The 16,835-nt window shown below is 70.7% G+C and carries 15 protein-coding genes; 3 read left to right on the top strand and 12 right to left on the bottom strand.

Annotation, left to right across the window (positions count from 1 at the left end):
* The first annotated feature begins 53 nt into the window (after positions 1-53).
* Positions 54-443 (top strand): hydroxyphenylacetyl-CoA thioesterase PaaI, encoded by a 390-nt coding sequence (gene paaI, locus AB0J74_RS00475; RefSeq protein WP_363442651.1) that lies wholly within the window; start codon positions 54-56, stop codon positions 441-443.
* Between the two features lie 55 nt (positions 444-498).
* Here paaI and AB0J74_RS00470 read toward each other — a convergent pair whose 3' ends face one another.
* From AB0J74_RS00470 to AB0J74_RS00435, 8 genes are all read right to left on the bottom strand, one after another.
* Complete coding sequence (locus tag AB0J74_RS00470; protein WP_363442649.1) at positions 499-768, bottom strand: hypothetical protein; 270 nt, start codon at positions 766-768, stop codon at positions 499-501.
* 14 nt (positions 769-782) lie between these two features.
* Complete coding sequence (locus AB0J74_RS00465; protein ID WP_363442646.1) at positions 783-1,877, bottom strand: hypothetical protein; 1,095 nt, start codon at positions 1,875-1,877, stop codon at positions 783-785.
* Positions 1,855-2,196: a WXG100 family type VII secretion target gene (locus tag AB0J74_RS00460; RefSeq protein WP_363442643.1), complete on the bottom strand. Its 342-nt coding sequence runs from the start codon at positions 2,194-2,196 to the stop codon at positions 1,855-1,857. Before AB0J74_RS00460 ends, AB0J74_RS00465 begins: the two co-directional genes overlap by 23 nt.
* Positions 2,197-2,200: 4 nt before the next feature.
* Positions 2,201-2,644: a YbaB/EbfC family nucleoid-associated protein gene (locus AB0J74_RS00455; protein WP_363442640.1), complete on the bottom strand. Its 444-nt coding sequence runs from the start codon at positions 2,642-2,644 to the stop codon at positions 2,201-2,203.
* Positions 2,645-2,707: 63 nt separating this feature from the next.
* The gene (locus tag AB0J74_RS00450; RefSeq protein ID WP_363442637.1) at positions 2,708-3,226 is read right to left on the bottom strand and encodes a hypothetical protein; all 519 of its coding nucleotides are present in this window, start codon (positions 3,224-3,226) and stop codon (positions 2,708-2,710) included.
* Positions 3,227-3,239: 13 nt separating this feature from the next.
* Complete coding sequence (locus tag AB0J74_RS00445; protein WP_363442634.1) at positions 3,240-8,987, bottom strand: ThuA domain-containing protein; 5,748 nt, start codon at positions 8,985-8,987, stop codon at positions 3,240-3,242.
* Between the two features lie 215 nt (positions 8,988-9,202).
* Positions 9,203-9,934: a glucose 1-dehydrogenase gene (locus AB0J74_RS00440; RefSeq protein ID WP_363442631.1), complete on the bottom strand. Its 732-nt coding sequence runs from the start codon at positions 9,932-9,934 to the stop codon at positions 9,203-9,205.
* Positions 9,931-10,356, bottom strand: a complete 426-nt coding sequence (locus AB0J74_RS00435) for a GNAT family N-acetyltransferase (protein WP_363443992.1) — start codon at positions 10,354-10,356, stop codon at positions 9,931-9,933. Before AB0J74_RS00435 ends, AB0J74_RS00440 begins: the two co-directional genes overlap by 4 nt.
* 83 nt (positions 10,357-10,439) lie before the next feature.
* Between AB0J74_RS00435 and AB0J74_RS00430 the strand changes: the two genes are divergently transcribed.
* Together AB0J74_RS00430 and AB0J74_RS00425 are read left to right on the top strand one after the other, a co-directional pair.
* Positions 10,440-11,606, top strand: coding sequence for an epoxide hydrolase family protein (locus AB0J74_RS00430; protein WP_363442628.1), 1,167 nt, complete (start codon positions 10,440-10,442; stop codon positions 11,604-11,606).
* A gap of 12 nt (positions 11,607-11,618) precedes the next feature.
* Positions 11,619-13,070, top strand: a complete 1,452-nt coding sequence (locus tag AB0J74_RS00425) for a pyridoxal-dependent decarboxylase (RefSeq protein WP_363442625.1) — start codon at positions 11,619-11,621, stop codon at positions 13,068-13,070.
* A 134-nt stretch (positions 13,071-13,204) separates the two neighbouring features.
* Here the strand turns inward: AB0J74_RS00425 and AB0J74_RS00420 are convergent, their stop codons facing one another.
* The 4 genes from AB0J74_RS00420 to pyk all read right to left on the bottom strand — a co-directional run bounded on the left by AB0J74_RS00420 (position 13,205) and on the right by pyk (position 16,669).
* On the bottom strand, positions 13,205-13,594 hold the full coding sequence (locus AB0J74_RS00420) for a hypothetical protein (RefSeq protein ID WP_363442622.1): 390 nt from the start codon (positions 13,592-13,594) through the stop codon (positions 13,205-13,207).
* Positions 13,595-13,817: 223 nt separating this feature from the next.
* Entirely contained in the window at positions 13,818-14,285 is a 468-nt protein-coding gene (locus AB0J74_RS00415; protein WP_363442619.1) for an Rrf2 family transcriptional regulator, read from the bottom strand.
* A 36-nt stretch (positions 14,286-14,321) separates the two neighbouring features.
* The gene (locus AB0J74_RS00410) at positions 14,322-15,203 is read right to left on the bottom strand and encodes an acyl-CoA thioesterase II (protein WP_363443989.1); all 882 of its coding nucleotides are present in this window, start codon (positions 15,201-15,203) and stop codon (positions 14,322-14,324) included.
* Between the two features lie 14 nt (positions 15,204-15,217).
* Entirely contained in the window at positions 15,218-16,669 is a 1,452-nt protein-coding gene (gene pyk / locus AB0J74_RS00405) for a pyruvate kinase (RefSeq protein WP_363442616.1), read from the bottom strand.
* Between the last annotated feature and the right edge of the window lie 166 nt (positions 16,670-16,835).

The following is a 16,835-nucleotide window of genomic DNA, read 5'->3' as shown; positions in this document are numbered from 1 at the left end:
CTGTGCGAGCCGGGCTGCACCTCCGATGCGGGAATGCGCATAGGGTGCGGGTCATGGACGGTGCCGCCGAGATGTTCGCCCGCGACCGCGCGTCGGAGTCGCTGGGGATGTCGGTCGTGGAGCTGGAGCCGGGCCGCGCGGTCCTGGAGATGACCGTGACCGACCTGATGGTCAACGGCCACGGCATCGCCCACGGCGGGTTCGTCTTCCTCCTGGCCGACTCGGCGTTCGCGGGCGCGTGCAACTACCCGGGCGCGGTCACGGTGGCGGCGTCGGCCGAGATCGTGTTCGTCTCCCCCGCGCGTGAAGGCGAGCGCCTGACCGCCACCGCGGTGGAACGCCACCGCGCCGGCAAGTCCGGCATCTACGACGTCACGGTCCGTTGCGGCGACCGGTTGGTGGCCGAGTTCCGCGGCCTGAGCCGCACCTTGTCGGCCGGGTAAGTGGCCGGGACCTCGGCACAAGCGTGAGCATGCGCCGCCGTTCGGAGCGACGTCGTCAGGCGCGGGCCGCCAGCGCGGCCGACAGCTTGCCGAGGAAGTCGCGGATGCTTTCCTCGGAGTGCGGGGTCTCCATCACGTCGTTGAGTGCGCCCGGCGAGCGCAGCGCCTCGTTCACGGCGTCCAGCGTCACCTCGCGGTCGCCGGGGTACATGCCACCCACCACCCCGTCCGCTACGCGGGCCACGACGGTGTCGTCGAGGACCGGGTCGAACTGGATGCCGTACAGGATGCCGTTGATGTGGCCCTTCCAGGCGCCGGTGGTCATGGTGCGGTGTCCTCCTAGAAGAGCCGGCTTCCGTCCCAGCCGTTGATCGGGATGTTGTTGAGGCCGTTGCGTTTGAACTCGGCGTCGAGGTTGGCCATGTGGCTCACGTCGGGCTGGTAGTGGCCACTGCGCGCCGTCGCGTACTGGACCCTACCGTCCTTGACCACCAGCTCTCCCGCGGACGCGACCGGCTGACCGCCGCCCAGCGTGGAGTGGTGGAAGTCGCCGACCTTCTGGTAGGTCGAGGCGTACATGTTGCCGTTGCGGTCCATCACGAAGATGGCCTGGTCGTTGCCGCTGAAGGCGGTGTTGGAGTTGGACGTGTCGAACGGCTTGCCGTCCTTGGCGCTTCGCATGATGCCGTTGTCGTCGATGAAGACGCGATGCTCCTCCAGCTCCGACGGGCTGAGCCGGCGCACCGGCGTCGCGAACGGGCCGCCGCCCGGGAGGTGCTCGTTTCGATACCTGTCCAGCATCGGCTTGGTGTTGTGGTAGCGCGGCGTCGTGTGCGGGCCGGGCACGCCGCGCGGGTGCGGCACCTTGCCGCCGGGACCGCGGCCCTTTCGGGCGAAGCGGCGCAGCAGCGTTTTCGCCCGCTTCAGCAGGCGCGGGATGATCTCCTTGGTGACCTTCTCGACGACTTCCCTGGTGATCCGCTGGATCGCCGCCCGGGCGATGCCGATCGAGATCGGTACCTCGGCCATCGAGGCGCCCAGCGTCGGCACCGCGGCCGCCACCGCGATCGCGACCTGGACCACCAGGATGGTCAGCTGGACGATGACCAGGATCTTCTGGGTCAGCGTGATGATGGCCATCACCAGTAGCGCCATGCCGATCAGCTCGGCCGCCTCGGCGCCGTCCGCGATGCGCTTCGGTGCGCCCTCGGAACCCTGCCAGAGGGTCTGGAACGCGGTGACGTCGTCGCCGGCGTTGGTGGTGAAGACCTGGGACGCGCCGGCATCCGCCTGACCGCCGGCGGCCCTTAGCTGGCCGGCGAACGTCAGCCACATCTGCGACGCCTGGAAGAGCAGTTCCTCGTCGGCCGTGGGCCAGGTGAAGCCGACCCAGCCCAGCGCCTCCGCGAGCTCAGAAGGCAGCTGCAGACCCACCGGGCAACTCCATCTTGTTGAAGAGGTCGGCGTTCTCGGTCTCGACCTGCTCGTAGGCGTCGGCCTCGTAGCTCAGGTTTTCCGACGCCTCCAGCAACTGGTCGGCCATCGACCGGTAGCAGTCGAGCGCGTGGGTCAGCACCTCGACGTAGACGGCGCCGAAGATGGAGCCGGCCTCGTCGGAGCCCCACGGGTTGCCGGCGCCGGTGACGGTGCCGTCGAGGCCGGCCACCGAGGCTTCGAGTTGCTGGCCCGTGGCGCCCAGCGAGGTGGCCGCGGAGCGCAGGGCCATCGTGTCGACCCGGATCCCGTCGGACATCGGGTCAGCCCCGGTCCATCCGGCGGGTGATGGCGTCGAGGTCGCTGACCATCCGGTCGAAGCCGCGGAACGCGTCTTCCGACACCCGCTCGAGCTGCTTGGTCAGCGCCGCGGTGTCGGGTGTGCCCAGCGCCGACGAGCGCTGGGTCCGCTCGTCGTCCTGCGCGGCCCGCACCGCCTCGACGACGAACTCCGCGACAGCGGCCGCACCCGCACGCAACAGGCGAGGGTCGATCTCCACCGTCTCCAGCCGGCCGAACGCCGAGACCTCCGCCGACACCTGGCCGTCCGCGGCGACGCCGCGACCCACCAGGCCCTCAACCGACTGCCCGGGCGCGGGACCAGGACCGGAAGGTGCCGCACCCCCGCCGGTGGCCTGGTTCAACAGCCGCATCGCCTCTTCCAGCGACCGACCGAGCCCGGACGGATCGATACCCGGCATGCTCATGTGCATCACCCTCCCCCGATGACGGGGAGGAGACTATCAACGCGATGATCGGCAGGACACCGCCTAGACCCGCCGCCGCGCGCGCGACTGCGCGATCGCGCCGAGCACCAGCACCACCAGCACGACCCCGCCGAGCCACCACAGCCAACCGAACCGGCCGGTCAGCGTCGAAGCACCGGAGCGCGGAACCGGCGGCACGGGCGGCATCTGCTGCGCCACCCGGGCCTGGATCTTCGCCGACCCCTTCCCCTCGTGCGGGGCCGGCGCCGTCACCGCGACGTCCCACGACCCCGGCGTCAACACCGCGCCGCTCGTGTAGAAGCCACGCCCCTCGGCCGACGGGTTGAGCTGGAGCGGCCCTACCGTGCGGCCGCCTTCGCCGGTCGCGGTCAGCACCAACCGCACCCCGGACTCGACCGGATGTTTGTCCGATGTGTACACCGCGCGGACCGTCACGCCCCCCGCGCCGTCACCGGCGACGTCGAGCGTGACGGGTCCGTCGTGTGCGTAAGCGGGCAGGCCCGGGACGAGGGCCACCAATGCCGTCACGAGCACCGCGACCGCAAGCCGATAAACCCTCATCCCGGGCCCCCCACTACTTCAGCGGTCCGCCGGCGACCTGCCGGGCCGGATCACCGGGCACCCGCCCGGTGCCGGCCAGCGACTTGCCGCTGTTGGCCTTCTTGCCTGCCGCACTGGGTGGCGTGCCACCGAGCCGAATGATCATCGCGTCGGCGTCGCGGACCAGCACGGCCCGCACCTCCGCGTTCGGCACCAGCGACGTGTCCTGCGCGAGATCGCGGAACGCCACCAACTGCTTGACGGCCTTGGCGTCGTTGCCGCTTGCCTCGGCGTCACGCGCGGCCTGGAGCTTGGCCCCGAGCTGCTTGTGCGCCTTCTGCGTCAGCCAACTGGTCGCCTTGAAGCGGTCGAGCAGGAACTGCATGTCGCGGAACGAGGTGGCGACGTAGAACCGCACGGTCGACGTGGTCACGTTGCCGGCCTTGTCGGTCGCGGTCACAGTCAGGTCGTGCAGGCCGAGCGGCAGCTCGAACATGGCCTGCAGCTTGTTGGCCGGGTAGGCCGCGCCGTCGAGCGTGCCGACCACGCTCTTCAGCCCCGACGTCGGGTCGACCGCCTGGTAGGTGATCCGCACGTCCTGGCTGTCACCGTAGAGCTGGCCGTCGGCCAGGCCGCCGATGATCACCGTCGGCTTGGCGCCGTCGATCTTGATGATCGCCGACTTCAGCGTCTCCACGTTCCCGGCCACGTCCGACGAACGGTAGAGCAGCTCATGCGAGCCGTCACCAGAGACATCGACCGGCACGGTGTACGGGGTCCAGGCGCCACCGTCCAACGCGTACTCGACCGAGGCCACCCCGGAGCCGGCGTCGGTCGACGTCAGCGTGACCGGAACGGCACCGTTGTGCCAGCCGTCGTCGGTCGCCGGAGCGAACGTCGCGGCCGTCACCGGCGCGGTGGTGTCGATCTTCACCGCGACCGACTTGCCGGCCTCAACGTTGCCGGCGACGTCGGTCGACCGGAACCGCACCTCGTGCGCACCATCGCCGGTGACGACCACCGGACCGGCGTACGCCGTCCAGGTTGTCGAACCGTCGAGCTGATACTCGGTGCTCGCGACCCCACTGCCGCCCGCCTCGTCGGCGGCGGTCAGCGTGACCGTTGCCGGACCGGTGTACCAGCCCGCGGTCGCCGTGCCCGCCACCGAAGCGGTGGTCACCGGCGCCGTCGAGTCGGACGGCTCACCGCCGCCGGTCGAGACGTGGAAGTAGTCGAACGAGATGGGCTTCGACGCGGTCTGTGCCGCACCGAGGCTGAACACGCCGATCTTCGGCGCGCTTGCCACCGCCGCGTTGGTCAGAGTCTCCGGGAACGTGGTCCAGGTGGTGCCGTCCGCGGAGTACGACGCCGTGTAGGTGTCGCCCACCTTGGCCAGGCGCAGCCACCACACCGCGTTGGTCAGGTTGGTGACCTGCGGTTGCGGGTTCTGCACGACGCTGGCGATCTCGCTGCGGAACTCGATCCGCCGCGCGACCGGCTGGCCGACCGTGTTGTCGGCGATGAAGTCGAACTTCAGGTAGTTGTCGTCGTCGCCGTACACGATCAACCCGCCCTGCTGGTATTGCTCGCTCAGCTGGCTGCCGTCGACCTTGGTCTCGATGGTCCAGTCACCGGCGGGCGCGCCCTGCAGGATGAAGTTGGTCGGTCCGGTGTTGTTGCCCGTGTAGATGTCACCGTTGGGCACGTCGATGGTGAGCTGCCCGCCGGCGACCTGGTAGGCGGTGGCGTCCTCACGGACCACCGCGTCCCAGCGGCACTTGTCCAGCGCGCCGCCGTCGAACTCGTCGTTCGGGTCGGCGTCCTCACCGAGTTGGTCCGGCGAGATCTGGAACCAGTCGAACTGGGCGTCGGTCACCGGCGCGGCGGTGCCGCCGTTGACCGCGTACAGACCGATCTTCGGGTTGTCGATCCCGGCGAGCGAAGCCGAGCGGCCGGCCGGCGTGTAGGTCACGCCGTCGGTCGAGAACGCGCCCGTCAGGTTGGTGCCGTCGGAGGTCAGCCGCAGGAACACGGTGTCGATGCCCGTCGGCGTCGCTGCGCTGTCGGCCGCCTCGTTGCGCGGCACGCTGGCCGTCTGGCGGATGAACTCCACCCGCTTGTAGTCGGCGAACAGGAAGTCGAGCTTGGCGAAGTTGGCGTCGTCGCCGTAGAGGATCAGCCCGGCCTGCTGGTAGTTGGCGGTGAGCGGCAGCGTCACCTTGGTGGTCGCCTGCCAGGCACCGCCGGGGGTCGGCTGGAGCACGATGTTGCCCGCGTCGGCCCGGGTGCCGTAGAGGTCGGCGGCCTGGGTCGGCAGTCGCAACGCGCCACCGGAGACGGAGTACGTCTGTGTCTCGCGGACGACCGTGCTCCACCGGTCACGGTCCAGCGTGGTGCCGTCGAAGTTGTCCGAGCGCGCCCCGAAGCAGGACGTGTTCGGCGCTTCGACCCGGATCGGGACCGTGGCGTACGCGTTCGCGCCGCGGCTGTCGGTCACGGTGAGGGTCGCCGTGAACGTGCCGGGCGTGGTGTAGGTGTGCGAGGCGTTCGGCGTATCGGCCGTGCCGCCGTCACCGAAGTTCCACGCGTACGTCAGCGGGTTGTCGCCCTCCTCGTCGGTGGCCGTGCCGCTGAACTCGACGACCAGCGGCGTGGTGCCGGACGTCGGGTTGCCGGACGCGGTGATCACCGGCGGCGCGTTGTCGGTCACGCCGCGGCCGAGGAAGTCGACCCAGTTGACGTTGAAGACGGATCCCTGGCCGGTGTCGCCCTCGGGGTTGCGGGCGATGAAGAACAGCGGCCCGCTGGTGGTCGGCGGGTCGGTCAGCGCCAGCGTCGTATCCACATAGGACTGCCAACCGCCGGTGCCGGGAACCGCGACGGTGCCGACCAGCGTGCCGTCGACCGCACCCGACCGGACCTCGATCCGGCCGCCGTTGACGGCCGACGCGGTGCGGAACCGCAGGCTGGTGATGCCGGTCAGGTTGGCCGGGTCGAACGTCCAGTAGTCACCGTCTTCGATGAAGCCGATGTTCTGGAAGCCGCCCTGGGTGTCGCCGGTGGTCTCCTTCTGCACGCCCGGGTCGCCGCCGCCGATGCCGTTGGGTGCCCGGCCGGTCTCCGCGAAATACTCCGCCTGCTTGCGCTTGGGCTGGAGTTGCTCGAGGTCGCGACCGGTGAGCGGGCTGGAGCCGCCGACACCGCCGTTGTCGGTGTAGGTCGCCTCGAACACGCCGAACACGTTGGCGTCGGCACCGTGGCCGGAGGCGAGCGCGGTCTGGATCGTGCCGGTGCAGCCCTGCTGACTCTGCAACGGGTGGGCGTGCTCGTCGTGACCCAGGTAGTACTGCAGCTTCACCCGGTCACAGTCGATGGTGCTGTCCTCCGGGTCGGTCACGGTCACCGTGTACTCGACCTGGTCGCCCCAGTTGAAGAAGCCACCGTCGGGCGGGAACGTGATTGACACGGTCGGTGCCGTGTTGCCGACCGTGACCGGCACGTTGGCGACCGCGGTGCGGCCGCCCGGGTCGGTGACGGTGAGCTGTGCGGTGTAGTCGCCGGGGGCCGCGTACGTGTGCGACGGGTTGGCCTCGGTCGAGGTGCCACCGTCACCGAACGTCCAGGCGTAGCTGATCTCCTCCTCGTCCGGGTCCCGTGACCCGGCGCTGGAGAACTGGACGGTCAGCGGCGACGGCCCGGAGGTGGGCGTGCCCGACGCGACCGCGATCGGTGCCCGGTCGCCGGCCACGTAGTCGATCCGGTAGATCCCGGAGTCGTCGTTGTTGCCCCCGAACCCGGTGCCCCACTCGATCATGTAGAGGGCGCCGTCCTTGCCGAACTCGAAGTCCATCGGGCGCAGGAACGACATCCCGCTCAGCAACTGGTTGATGTCGACCAGGCCGTGCGCGTCGTCGGTGAGCTGGAACGTGTACATCTTGTTCTGGTTCCACTCACCGAACATGGCCTTGCCGTCGTAGTAGGCCGGCCACTTGCGGTCGGACGTGCTCGCCGCGTCGTAGCGGTAGACCGGGCCGCCCATCGGCGCGCCACCGCCACCGATCTCCGGGAACAGCGGGTTGCCGCTGTAGTCGTAGTCGATGGTCGGCGCGATCGCCGGCGGCAGGTTGCGCAGGCCGGTGTTGTTGGGCGAGTCGTTGACGATCGCCGCGCAGTTGAACTTCGGCCCGCTCGGCCCGCTCGGGAAGGTGTAGTCGTTGTAGGCGTAGTTGTTGCCGTGGCAGTAGGGCCAGCCGTAGAAGCCGGGCTGCGCCACGATGTTCCACTCGACCGTCCCCTCCGGACCGCGGTTGGGATCGGCGGCGCCGGCGTCCGGGCCGTAGTCACCGAGCACCAGCGTGTCGGTCTTCGGGTCGATGCCGATCCGGAACGGGTTGCGGAAGCCCATCGCGAAGATCTCGGGACGGGTCTGCGCCGTGCCCACCGGGAAGAGGTTGCCCGACGGGATCGTGTAGGTCCCGTCGTCCTCCGGGTGGATCCGGATCACCTTGCCGCGCAGGTCGTTGGTGTTGCCGGCGGAGCGCTGCGCGTCGAAGTCCTCGCGCCCGGGACGCTCGTCGATCGGGTTGAACGAGTTGGACTCGAACGGGTTGGTGTTGTCACCCGTCGCCAGGTAGAGGTTGCCGGCGCTGTCGAACACCATGCTGCCGCCCGCGTGGCAACAGGTGTTGCGCTGCGTGTCGACCTGCAGGATGACCTTCTCGGTGGCCAGGTCGACGGTGTTGCCGCTGACGGTGAAGCGGGACACGTAGTTGCGCGGCGCACCGCCGTCCGGCGCGTAGTAGAGGTAGATCCAGTTGTTGGTGGCGAAGTCCGGGTCCAGGCGTACGCCGATCAGGCCGTCTTCGTTGCCGGTGAACACGTCGAGCGTGGCCGCGGTCGTGGTCAGGCCGGTCGTCGGCGAGATGACCTGCAGCCGCCCGTCGCGCTCGGCGTAGAACACCCGGCCGTCGGGCGCCACGTCGAGCTCCATCGGATTCTGCGTGTTGCTGTCCAGCGTGACCTTCTCGAAGCTGCTGGTCTTGCTGGCCGAGCAGTCGGCGTCGACCACGCCGGCGGTGGTCTCGATGCCGCCCAGCAGGTGCTTCAAATAGTTGGGCTCCGAGTAGGACTCGATGGTGTGCCCGCTGCCGGTGTACCAGGAGCGCCCGCCGTCGAAGTCCTGACACCACGCGGTCGGGTGGTCGGCGCCCATCGCGCCGGAACCGGCCGCGTAGCTCGTCTCGTCAAGGCTGGCCAGCACGTGTACGGTGCCGCGCGGGTTGGTGCGGAAGTTGTACCACTCGTCGAAGCGGTTCCACTTCTGCGGCAGGCCCGCGGTGGACGGGTGCGCCGGGTCCTCGACCTTGATGGTGGCGTTCTGGTTGCTCGGGTGCGCCGAGAAGTAGGCGCCGACGAGCTGGCCGTACCAGGCCCAGTCGTACTCGGTGTCGGAGGCGGCGTGCACGCCCACGTAGCCACCGCCGGCCCGGATGTAGCGCTCGAAGGCCGCCTGCTGCTCGGCGTTGAGCACGTCGCCCGTGGTCGACAGCCAGATGACGGTGGCGAAGGTGGCGAGGTTGGCGTCGTTGAACGCGGCCGCGTCTTCGGTGGCCGTCACGGAGAAGCCGTGGTCCTCACCGAGCTGCTGGATCGCGGCGATGCCCGCCGGGATCGAGTCGTGCCGGAAGCCGGCGGTCTTGGAGAAGACCAGGACGTTGTACGGCTCGGCGGGTGCTTGCGCGGCCTGCGCGGGCGCGGGGCCCGCCACGAGGACGCCGAGCACTAGGGCGAGGCTGGCTGCGAGGCTGATCAGCGGTCTGAGAGATCGGCGATTGACGGGCACGAAGGCACTCCTCCGTATGCGGTGATGGCCCGGATGCTCGGCTCGCCGAAGACCGAATACCCGGGTTGAAGGGTCGCTGCCTGTCGATTAACCCTTGTGGATCAATGTGAAGACAAGGGTAGCGTGATGTATTTCCATATAACGTTTGAGTAACGTCACCGTCCGCCAGCGACCCGGATCGTCGCACCGGTCACATAGGACGCTTCGTCGCTGAGCAGCCAGGCGATGGCGGCGGCGACCTCCTCGGGCTGGCCGGCGCGGCCGAGCGGTGACCCCGGGCCGAGCCGGTCGGGGCGTCCGGGCTCGCCGCTCTGGCTGCCGTGGAAGTCGGTGTAGATGATCCCCGGTGACACAGTGTTGACCCGGATCCCATCGGGGCCGAGCTCCTTCGACAGGCCGACGGTGAGCGCGTCGAGGGCGGCCTTGCTGGCGGCGTAGTGGGGGTATTCGAACGGGCTGCCCAGCGTGGCGGCGGCCGAGGAGACGTTGACGATCGCGCCGCCTTCGGTCATCCGGCGGGCCGCCTCGCGGGCGCAGAGGATGGCGCCGACGACGTTGACCTCGACGACCCGGCGCAGGTCGGCCTCGTCGAGGTCGGCGAAGCGGCCGATGCGGCTGCCCACGCCGGCGTTGTTGACCAGCCCGGTGACCGGGCCGAGCAGCTCGGCGGCTTCGGCGAAGAGCTTCTCGACCTGTGCGGCGTCGGCGGTCTCGACCGGGATCGCATGGGCCTGGCCCCCGGCCCCGGTGATCTCGGTGACCACCTTCGCCGCGGCCTCGGCGTCGCTGCGGTAGCCGACCGCGACGGCGTGCCCCGCTGTCGCGAGGCGGCGGGCGGTGGCGGCGCCGATGCCGCGGGAGGCGCCGGTGACGATGGTGACCTTCACGAGTCGAGCTCCAGCCGTGCGTAGACCTTGTCGCCGTCCGGCACCAGCGCCGCGCCGGTGCGGCCCAGCACCGCCAGCGCGGCCTTGTTGCCGGGCGTGGTATCGGCTCTGACGGTACGCGCGCCCGCGGCTCTGGCTTCGTCGAGGAGGGTACGGAGCGCTTCGGTACCCAGGCCCCGGCCGCGGGCCGATCGTGCCAACCACATGCCGGTCTCGGCCGTGCCGTCGTCGTCAAGTGTCATTCGGATCATGCCGATGACGCCGGTGTCGGTCTCGATCGCGAACATCACCGTGCGCAACGGGCCGTCCAGGCCGGGCCGGCGCTCGCGGTGGAACGCCCGGAAGAACTCCTGGCGCCCCTCCGTCCAGCCCGGCGGGCCCTCGACGGGCGGCATGACCTCTTCGGGTGTGGCATCGCTCATCGCTACCGTCAGTAGGCGCTCGGTGAGCGCGTCGTCGAGCGGGGTCAGCTTCACCGTCACACCCTAGGTTTAGCGTCCTGCCCATGACGCGGCCATTTCTCGTCGATGTCCCCGACGACGTGCTCGACGACCTGCGGGCCCGGATCCGGGCCACGCGGTGGCCGCCGCCCGCACCCGGGCCGCCCTGGGAGCAGGGCACCGATCTCGTCTACCTGCGCGATCTGGTCTCCCACTGGGAGTCCGGGTTCTCCTGGCGGGCCGCGGAGCGCGCGCTGAACGCGTATCCGCAGTTCGTCGCCTCGGTTGACGGGGTCGACCTCCATTTCGTGCACCAGCGGGCGGCCGGTGGCGCCGGTGGCGTGCCGCTGATCCTGACGCACGGGTGGCCGAGCGCGTTCGTCGAGTTGTTGCCGCTGGTGGGGCGGCTGACCGACCCGGTGGCGCACGGCATCGAGGGGCCGGCGTTCGACGTGGTCGTGCCGTCGCTGCCCGGCTACGGCTTCACGCCGCGTCCCGCTCGTGCCGTCACCACGCGCGACGTCGCCGGGCTGTGGCACGGGTTGATGGGCGCGCTGGGCTATTCGCGCTACGGCGCGCAGGGCGGCGACTTCGGTGCCGGGGTGGCGACCTGGATGGCGCTCACGTCGCCCGAGCGGGTCATCGGGATCCACCTGACCACGCCGGAGGTCGCGCCCTACCTCGGGCCCGGGTCGGCGCCGCTGACGGCGGCTGAGCGGGCCTACGCCGAGCAGGTGGCCGCGTGGGAGAGCACGGAGCGGGGCTATTCGGCGATCCAGAGCACCCGACCGCAGACGCTGGGCTACGGGCTGACCGACTCCCCCGCCGGGCTGGCGGCGTGGATCGTGGAGAAGTGGCGGGCCTGGGGCGACACCGCCGGCGACGTGTCGGGCCGGTTCGGGCGCGATTTCCTGCTCACGCTGCTCACCATCTACTCGGCGACCGGGTCGATCACGACGTCGCTGCGCGACTACTACGACAACCGCTGGCACGGGTCGGCGCCCGGCCCGCGCGATCGGGTGGTCGTCCCGACCGCGATCGCCGTGTTCGCCAACGAGTTCGTGCCCGAGGGGGTGCCGCCGCCGTCGTGGTCGTCCCGGCTCTATGACGTCCGGCGCCGCACGGTGTTTCCGCGGGGCGGGCACTTCGCCGCGGTCGAAGAGCCCGACCTGGTGGCCGGCGACATAGCCGCGTTCTTTGCGACCGTGTTGCGCTCCGGGGGTGATGCTTGATCGACTCGTGCCATGGCAGCGCACATGAGCGCCGACGAGTTCCGCCGGCACGGGCACGACCTGGTCGACTGGGTGGCGGACTACTGGGAGTCGGTCGGTTCCCTCCCGGTGCGGCCGACCGACCCGCCCGGGGCCGTGGCCGCGCGGCTGCCGTCAGGGCCGCCGGCATCGGGTGACGGCTTCGCCGGGCTGCGCGACGACCTCGACCGGGTGGTGCTGCCCGGGATGACGCACTGGCAGCATCCGGGCTTCTTCGCCTATTTCCCGGCCAACACGTCGGGCCCGAGCGTGCTCGCCGACCTGGTCGGCGCCGGGCTCGGCGTGCAGGGCATGCTCTGGGCCACCGGCCCGGCCGCGACCGAGGTCGAGACGGTCATGCTCGACTGGCTGGCTTCGCTGCTGGACCTGCCGCGGCGGTTCCGCTCGACGTCCACCGGCGGCGGGGTCATCCAGGATTCGGCGTCGTCGGCCGCGCTGGTGGCGACGCTGGCCGGCCTGCACCGGGCCGGCGGTGGCGCGTGGCGCACCGACGGGCTCGGCGGCACGCGCTACACGGTCTACACTTCGACCCAGGGTCACTCGTCGATCGAGAAGGCCGCCCGGATCGCGGGCATCGGTTCCTCGGGGGTCCGGCAGATCGAGGTCGACCCGGCCACCCTGGCGATGGACCCGACCGCGCTGCGGGCCGCCCTGTCGGCCGACGTGGCCGCGGGCGCCCGCCCGGCGGTCGTGGTGGCGACGATCGGCACGACGTCGACCACCGCGGTCGACCCACTGCCCGAGATCGGCCGCGTCTGCCAGGAGTTCGGCGTCTGGCTGCACGTCGACGCCGCCTACGCGGGCGCGGCCGCGGTCTGCCCGGAGCTGCGTTGGAGCCACGCGGGCCTGGAGTACGCCGACTCCTACTGCTTCGACCCGCACAAGTGGCTGCTGACCGGCTTCGACTGCGACGCCTTCTGGGTGGCCGACCGCGAGGCCCTGGTGTCCGCCCTGACGGTGATGCCCGAATACCTGCGCAACGTGGCCACGGAGTCCGGCGCGGTGATCGACTACCGCGACTGGGGCGTGCCGCTCGGCCGCCGGTTCCGCTCGCTCAAGCTGTGGTTCGTGCTGCGCTGGTACGGCGCCGAGGGCCTCCGCGACCACATCCGGTCGGGCGTCTCCCTGGCCCAGCACTTCGCGGCGAAGGTCGCCGCCGACGACCGCTTCGAGATCGTGGCCCCGCACCCGTTCTCCCTGGTCTGCTTCCGCCTGAAGGCGGGCGACGCCCAGTCGGAGGCCCTCCTGTCACGCGTCAACGCCGACGGCCGCTTCTACCTGACCCACACCAAGGTCAACGGCAACTACGTCCTGCGCCTGGCCGTCGGAGCTCCGCAGACCACCCAGTCCCATGTGGACGCCGTCTGGGAGCTGATCGCCACCACCGCGACCGAACTGCTGGCCGACCAGGCCGCGGACAGCTAACTCCCCCGCTCCCGCGCGGCGGAACCCATCCTCCCCGCCGGCTGGGGCTACTGCCGCCCGTTTGCCCGCCGGCCCTAACCGAGCCGGGCCGAAGATCGCGATCAGCGCGATCCGGTTCCGGTCGGCGACGATAGTCACAAGGACGAGCCCGCCCGCGGTGGCTGGCGGCCGTCGGCGGCCAGATCGTGCCGGAGAGCTTGGCTGCGGCGAACCGCTGGGCGCCCCGCGCGGGCGCCGCGCCCACCCCAACGGTCGTCTGCAGAATTCGCCAGCGCCTTGCACGACGGCCAGGTCGCGTTGGCGTTCGCCAGCGCCTTGCACGACGGCCAGGTCGCGTTGGCGTTCGCCAGCGCCTTGCACGACGGCCAGATCGCGTTGGCGTTCGCCAGCGCCTTGCACGACGGCCAGATCGCGTTGGCGATCGCCAGCGCCTTGCACGACGGCCAGATCGCGTTGGCGTTCGCCAGCGCCGTGCGCGGCAGCCTCATCGGCACCGGTTCGCGCTGCCGCCAAATGCGCCCCACCCGATGGAGGGTGTCGCCTATTGGCAACACGCACACCCGTCCGCCGCGGCGGGCCGCTAGCTGGGCCGAAAGGGACGGCGGGGACTTCGGGCGCGGGGGCGGCGATCAGACGCAAGCGGTCAAACAGGATCGGACGCGGGCCGGAGATGGTTCGATGTGCGTACCCGCGGCGGTCCGAGATGCGACCTCCGGACCGTCGTGGGCCTAACCGACAGCAGCCCGGTCAGGCCCAGGCGGCAGGATCTGCCGACAGGTCGCGTACCCGGTCGGGCAGCTTGCCGGTCGCCACGTCGTGGATCGAGACCAGGTCGAGGATCTCGCGCTCGCTGGCCCGCAGGGCGATCCAGACCTCCTGCAACGCCGCCGCGGCGCCGACGTAGCCCAGATCTTCCGGGCGCTGGCCGCGGACGTTGGCCAGCGGGCCGTCGATCGCCCTTATCACCTGCCCCAGCGTGATCTCGCGGGCCGGCCGGGCCAGCCAGTAGCCACCCTCCGGGCCGCGCTGGGCGTGCACCAGGCCCGCCCGGCGGGTCTGCAGCAGGATGCTCTCCAGGAACTTCGGCGGGATGTCCTGCGCCTTGGCCACCTGCTCCGCCGTCATCGGCACCGGGCCGTCGGCCTGCCGGTCCGCCGCCGCGGCCAGTTCTGCCATCGCGCGTAGCGCGTAGTCGACCCGTGCGGACAATCGCATGGCACTAAGCCTATCGGGTGGGTAGAAACGAATCGATCATGCACCCACGCGGCGGAGCAGGCCCTCCTGGACCGCCGTCGCGATGTTGGCGCCGCCGGCCGTGAACATCCGGCCCGTGGCCAGGCCGCGGCCGCCCGAGGCGGACGGGCTCCAGCAGTCGTAGAGGAACCACTCGTCGGCCCGGAACGGGCGGTGGAACCAGAGCGCGTGGTCGAGGCTGGCCCCGATCACCCCGCCCGGGCCCCAGACCTCGCCGTGCACCGAGAGCACCGAGTCGAGCAGCGTCATGTCGGACGCGTAGGCCAGCGCGCAGGCGTGCAGCAGCGGGTCGTCGGGCAGCTTGCCGTCGATCCGCATCCATACCCGCTGGTGCGGGTCGGGCAGCCGGTCGCCGGGCGGCACCCAGCCCGGCTCGCCGACGTAGCGGACGTCGAGCGGCCACGGCGCCGCGGTCCAGATGCCGAGCCGCTCGGGATAGCGGGCCAGCTTCTGCCGCATCGTCGGCAGCTCTTCGGGGCCGGGCACCGCGAGCGGCGCCGGGGCCTGGTGGTCGAGACCGTCCTCGTGGCGGTGGAACGACGCCGACATGAAGAAGATGGTCTTGCCGTTCTGGACGGCCACCGAGCGCCGGACCGAGAACGAACGGCCGTCGCGGATGTTTTCGACCTGGTACTCGATCGGCTGGCCGGACTCGCCCGGCCGCACGAAGTAACCGTGCAGCGAGTGCACCGTGCGGCTCGGGTCGACCGTGCGGCCCGCGGCAACCAACGCCTGGGCGGCCACGTGGCCGCCGTAGACCCGTTGCAGCCCGACGACCGGGGTGATGCCGACGAACGTGTGGTCGTCGCGCCGCTCGAGGTCGAGCAGGCTGATTAGGTAGTCGACGGCCGCCTGCCCGGAGGCCACGCCCTCGGGCATGGGGACGTCGCCGGTCACGGGGCCTGGCGGGCCACGGTCGCGGGGTCGACGAGCGAGCCGATCAGGTGGACCCGCAGCGTGTTGGTCGAGCCCGGGGTGCCGGGCGGGCTGCCGGCGACGACCACCACGTAGTCGCCCGGCTCGGCCCGGCCGAGACCGAGCAGCGCCTGGTCGACCTGGCGGAACATGTCGTCGGTGTGCTGCACGAACGGCATGTGGAAGGTCTCCACACCCCAGCTCAGCGCCAGCTGGGCACGCACCTCGGAGACCGGGGTGAAGGCCAGCAGCGGCAGCTCGCAGTGCAGCCGGGCGAGACGGCGGACCGTGTCGCCGGTCTGCGAGAACGCGACCATCGCCTTGGCGCCGACGGCGCGGGCGACGTTGGAGGCGGCGATGGTGAGCGCGCCGCCGTGGGTGCGCGGGTCGTGCTGGAGCCGGGGCACCGGCATGCCGCCGCCCTCGGTGGTCGAGATGATCTTCGCCATCGTGCTGACCGCGAGCACCGGGTATTTGCCCACGCTGGTCTCGCCGGAGAGCATCAGGGCGTCGGCGCCGTCGAGCACCGCGTTGGCGACGTCGGAGGCCTCGGCGCGGGTCGGGCGGGCGTTCTCGATCATCGAGTCGAGCATCTGGGTGGCGACGATGACCGGCTTGGCGTCTTCGCGGCACATCTGCACGGCGCGCTTCTGCACCAGCGGCACCTGGTCGAGCGGAAGCTCGACGCCGAGGTCGCCGCGGGCGACCATGATGCCGTCGAACGCGTCGACGATCTCGTCGAGCCGCTCGACGGCCTCGGGCTTCTCCACCTTGGCCAGCACCGGGCGGTGCACCCCGACCTCGGCCATCACGTTGTGGACCAGCTTGACGTCGTCGGGCGAGCGCACGAAGGACAGCGCCACCAGGTCGCAGCCCAGGCGCAGGGCGAAGCGCAGGTCTTCGGTGTCCTTGTCGGACATCGCCGGCACGCTCACCGCGACGTTGGGCAGCGAGATGCCCTTGTTGTTGGAGACCGGGCCGCCCTCGATGACCAGCACCCGGATGTCGTTGCCGGTGACCTCGGTGACCTCGACCGCGACCTTGCCGTCGTCGATCAGCAACCGGTCGCCGGGCTTGACCTCCTGCGGCAGCTTCTTGTAGGTGCAGGAGACCCGGTCGGCGGTGCCCAGGATGTCGTCACTGGTGATCACCACGGAGTCGCCGGTGCGCCACTCGTGCGGGCCGTCGGCGAAGCGGCCGAGCCGGATCTTGGGGCCCTGCAGGTCGGCGAGAACCGCGACCGCGCGGCCGGCCGCGTCGGCGGCCTCGCGCACCAGCTTGTAGACCGCCTCGTGGTCGGCGTGGTCGCCGTGGCTGAAGTTGAGCCGTGCCACGTCCATCCCGGCGTCTACGAGACCGCGAATCCGCTCCGGTGAGGCGGTTGCGGGCCCAAGCGTGCAGACAATTTTCGCGCGGCGTGTCACGCCCATGAGGCTAGTCTCTTTCCCGGATCGTCCTCGTAACCGGCTTCTGTCGGGAATCCGAACAGTTGCCGTCACCGCCGTCATCTACCGTCGGTGACCGTTGGCGAGCCTACTCGCGCGACCTGAACGCCGGCATCTCGGGTGATGCACGACGAAGGCCGATTTTCGAACA

It is taken from the genome of Asanoa sp. NPDC049573 (genome assembly GCF_040676615.1).
Taxonomy (GTDB): Bacteria; Actinomycetota; Actinomycetes; order Mycobacteriales; family Micromonosporaceae; genus Asanoa.
Note: the sequence above shows the minus strand (reverse complement) of the source record. Positions and strands in the feature narration are given on the sequence as shown.

Excerpts from the sequence above, each read along its gene's own strand:
- AB0J74_RS00415 (WP_363442619.1), bottom strand. The coding sequence starts at position 14,285 with ATGCGATTGTCCGCACGGGTCGACTACGCGCTACGCGCGATGGCAGAA.
- AB0J74_RS00425 (WP_363442625.1), top strand. The coding sequence starts at position 11,619 with ATGGCAGCGCACATGAGCGCCGACGAGTTCCGCCGGCACGGGCACGAC.
- AB0J74_RS00460 (WP_363442643.1), bottom strand. The coding sequence starts at position 2,196 with ATGTCCGACGGGATCCGGGTCGACACGATGGCCCTGCGCTCCGCGGCC.
- AB0J74_RS00410 (WP_363443989.1), bottom strand. The coding sequence starts at position 15,203 with ATGCCCGAGGGCGTGGCCTCCGGGCAGGCGGCCGTCGACTACCTAATC.
- AB0J74_RS00435 (WP_363443992.1), bottom strand. The coding sequence starts at position 10,356 with ATGAGCGATGCCACACCCGAAGAGGTCATGCCGCCCGTCGAGGGCCCG.
- pyk (WP_363442616.1), bottom strand. The coding sequence starts at position 16,669 with ATGGGCGTGACACGCCGCGCGAAAATTGTCTGCACGCTTGGGCCCGCA.
- AB0J74_RS00470 (WP_363442649.1), bottom strand. The coding sequence starts at position 768 with ATGACCACCGGCGCCTGGAAGGGCCACATCAACGGCATCCTGTACGGC.
- AB0J74_RS00430 (WP_363442628.1), top strand. The coding sequence starts at position 10,440 with ATGACGCGGCCATTTCTCGTCGATGTCCCCGACGACGTGCTCGACGAC.
- AB0J74_RS00455 (WP_363442640.1), bottom strand. The coding sequence starts at position 2,644 with ATGAGCATGCCGGGTATCGATCCGTCCGGGCTCGGTCGGTCGCTGGAA.
- AB0J74_RS00450 (WP_363442637.1), bottom strand. The coding sequence starts at position 3,226 with ATGAGGGTTTATCGGCTTGCGGTCGCGGTGCTCGTGACGGCATTGGTG.
- paaI (WP_363442651.1), top strand. The coding sequence starts at position 54 with ATGGACGGTGCCGCCGAGATGTTCGCCCGCGACCGCGCGTCGGAGTCG.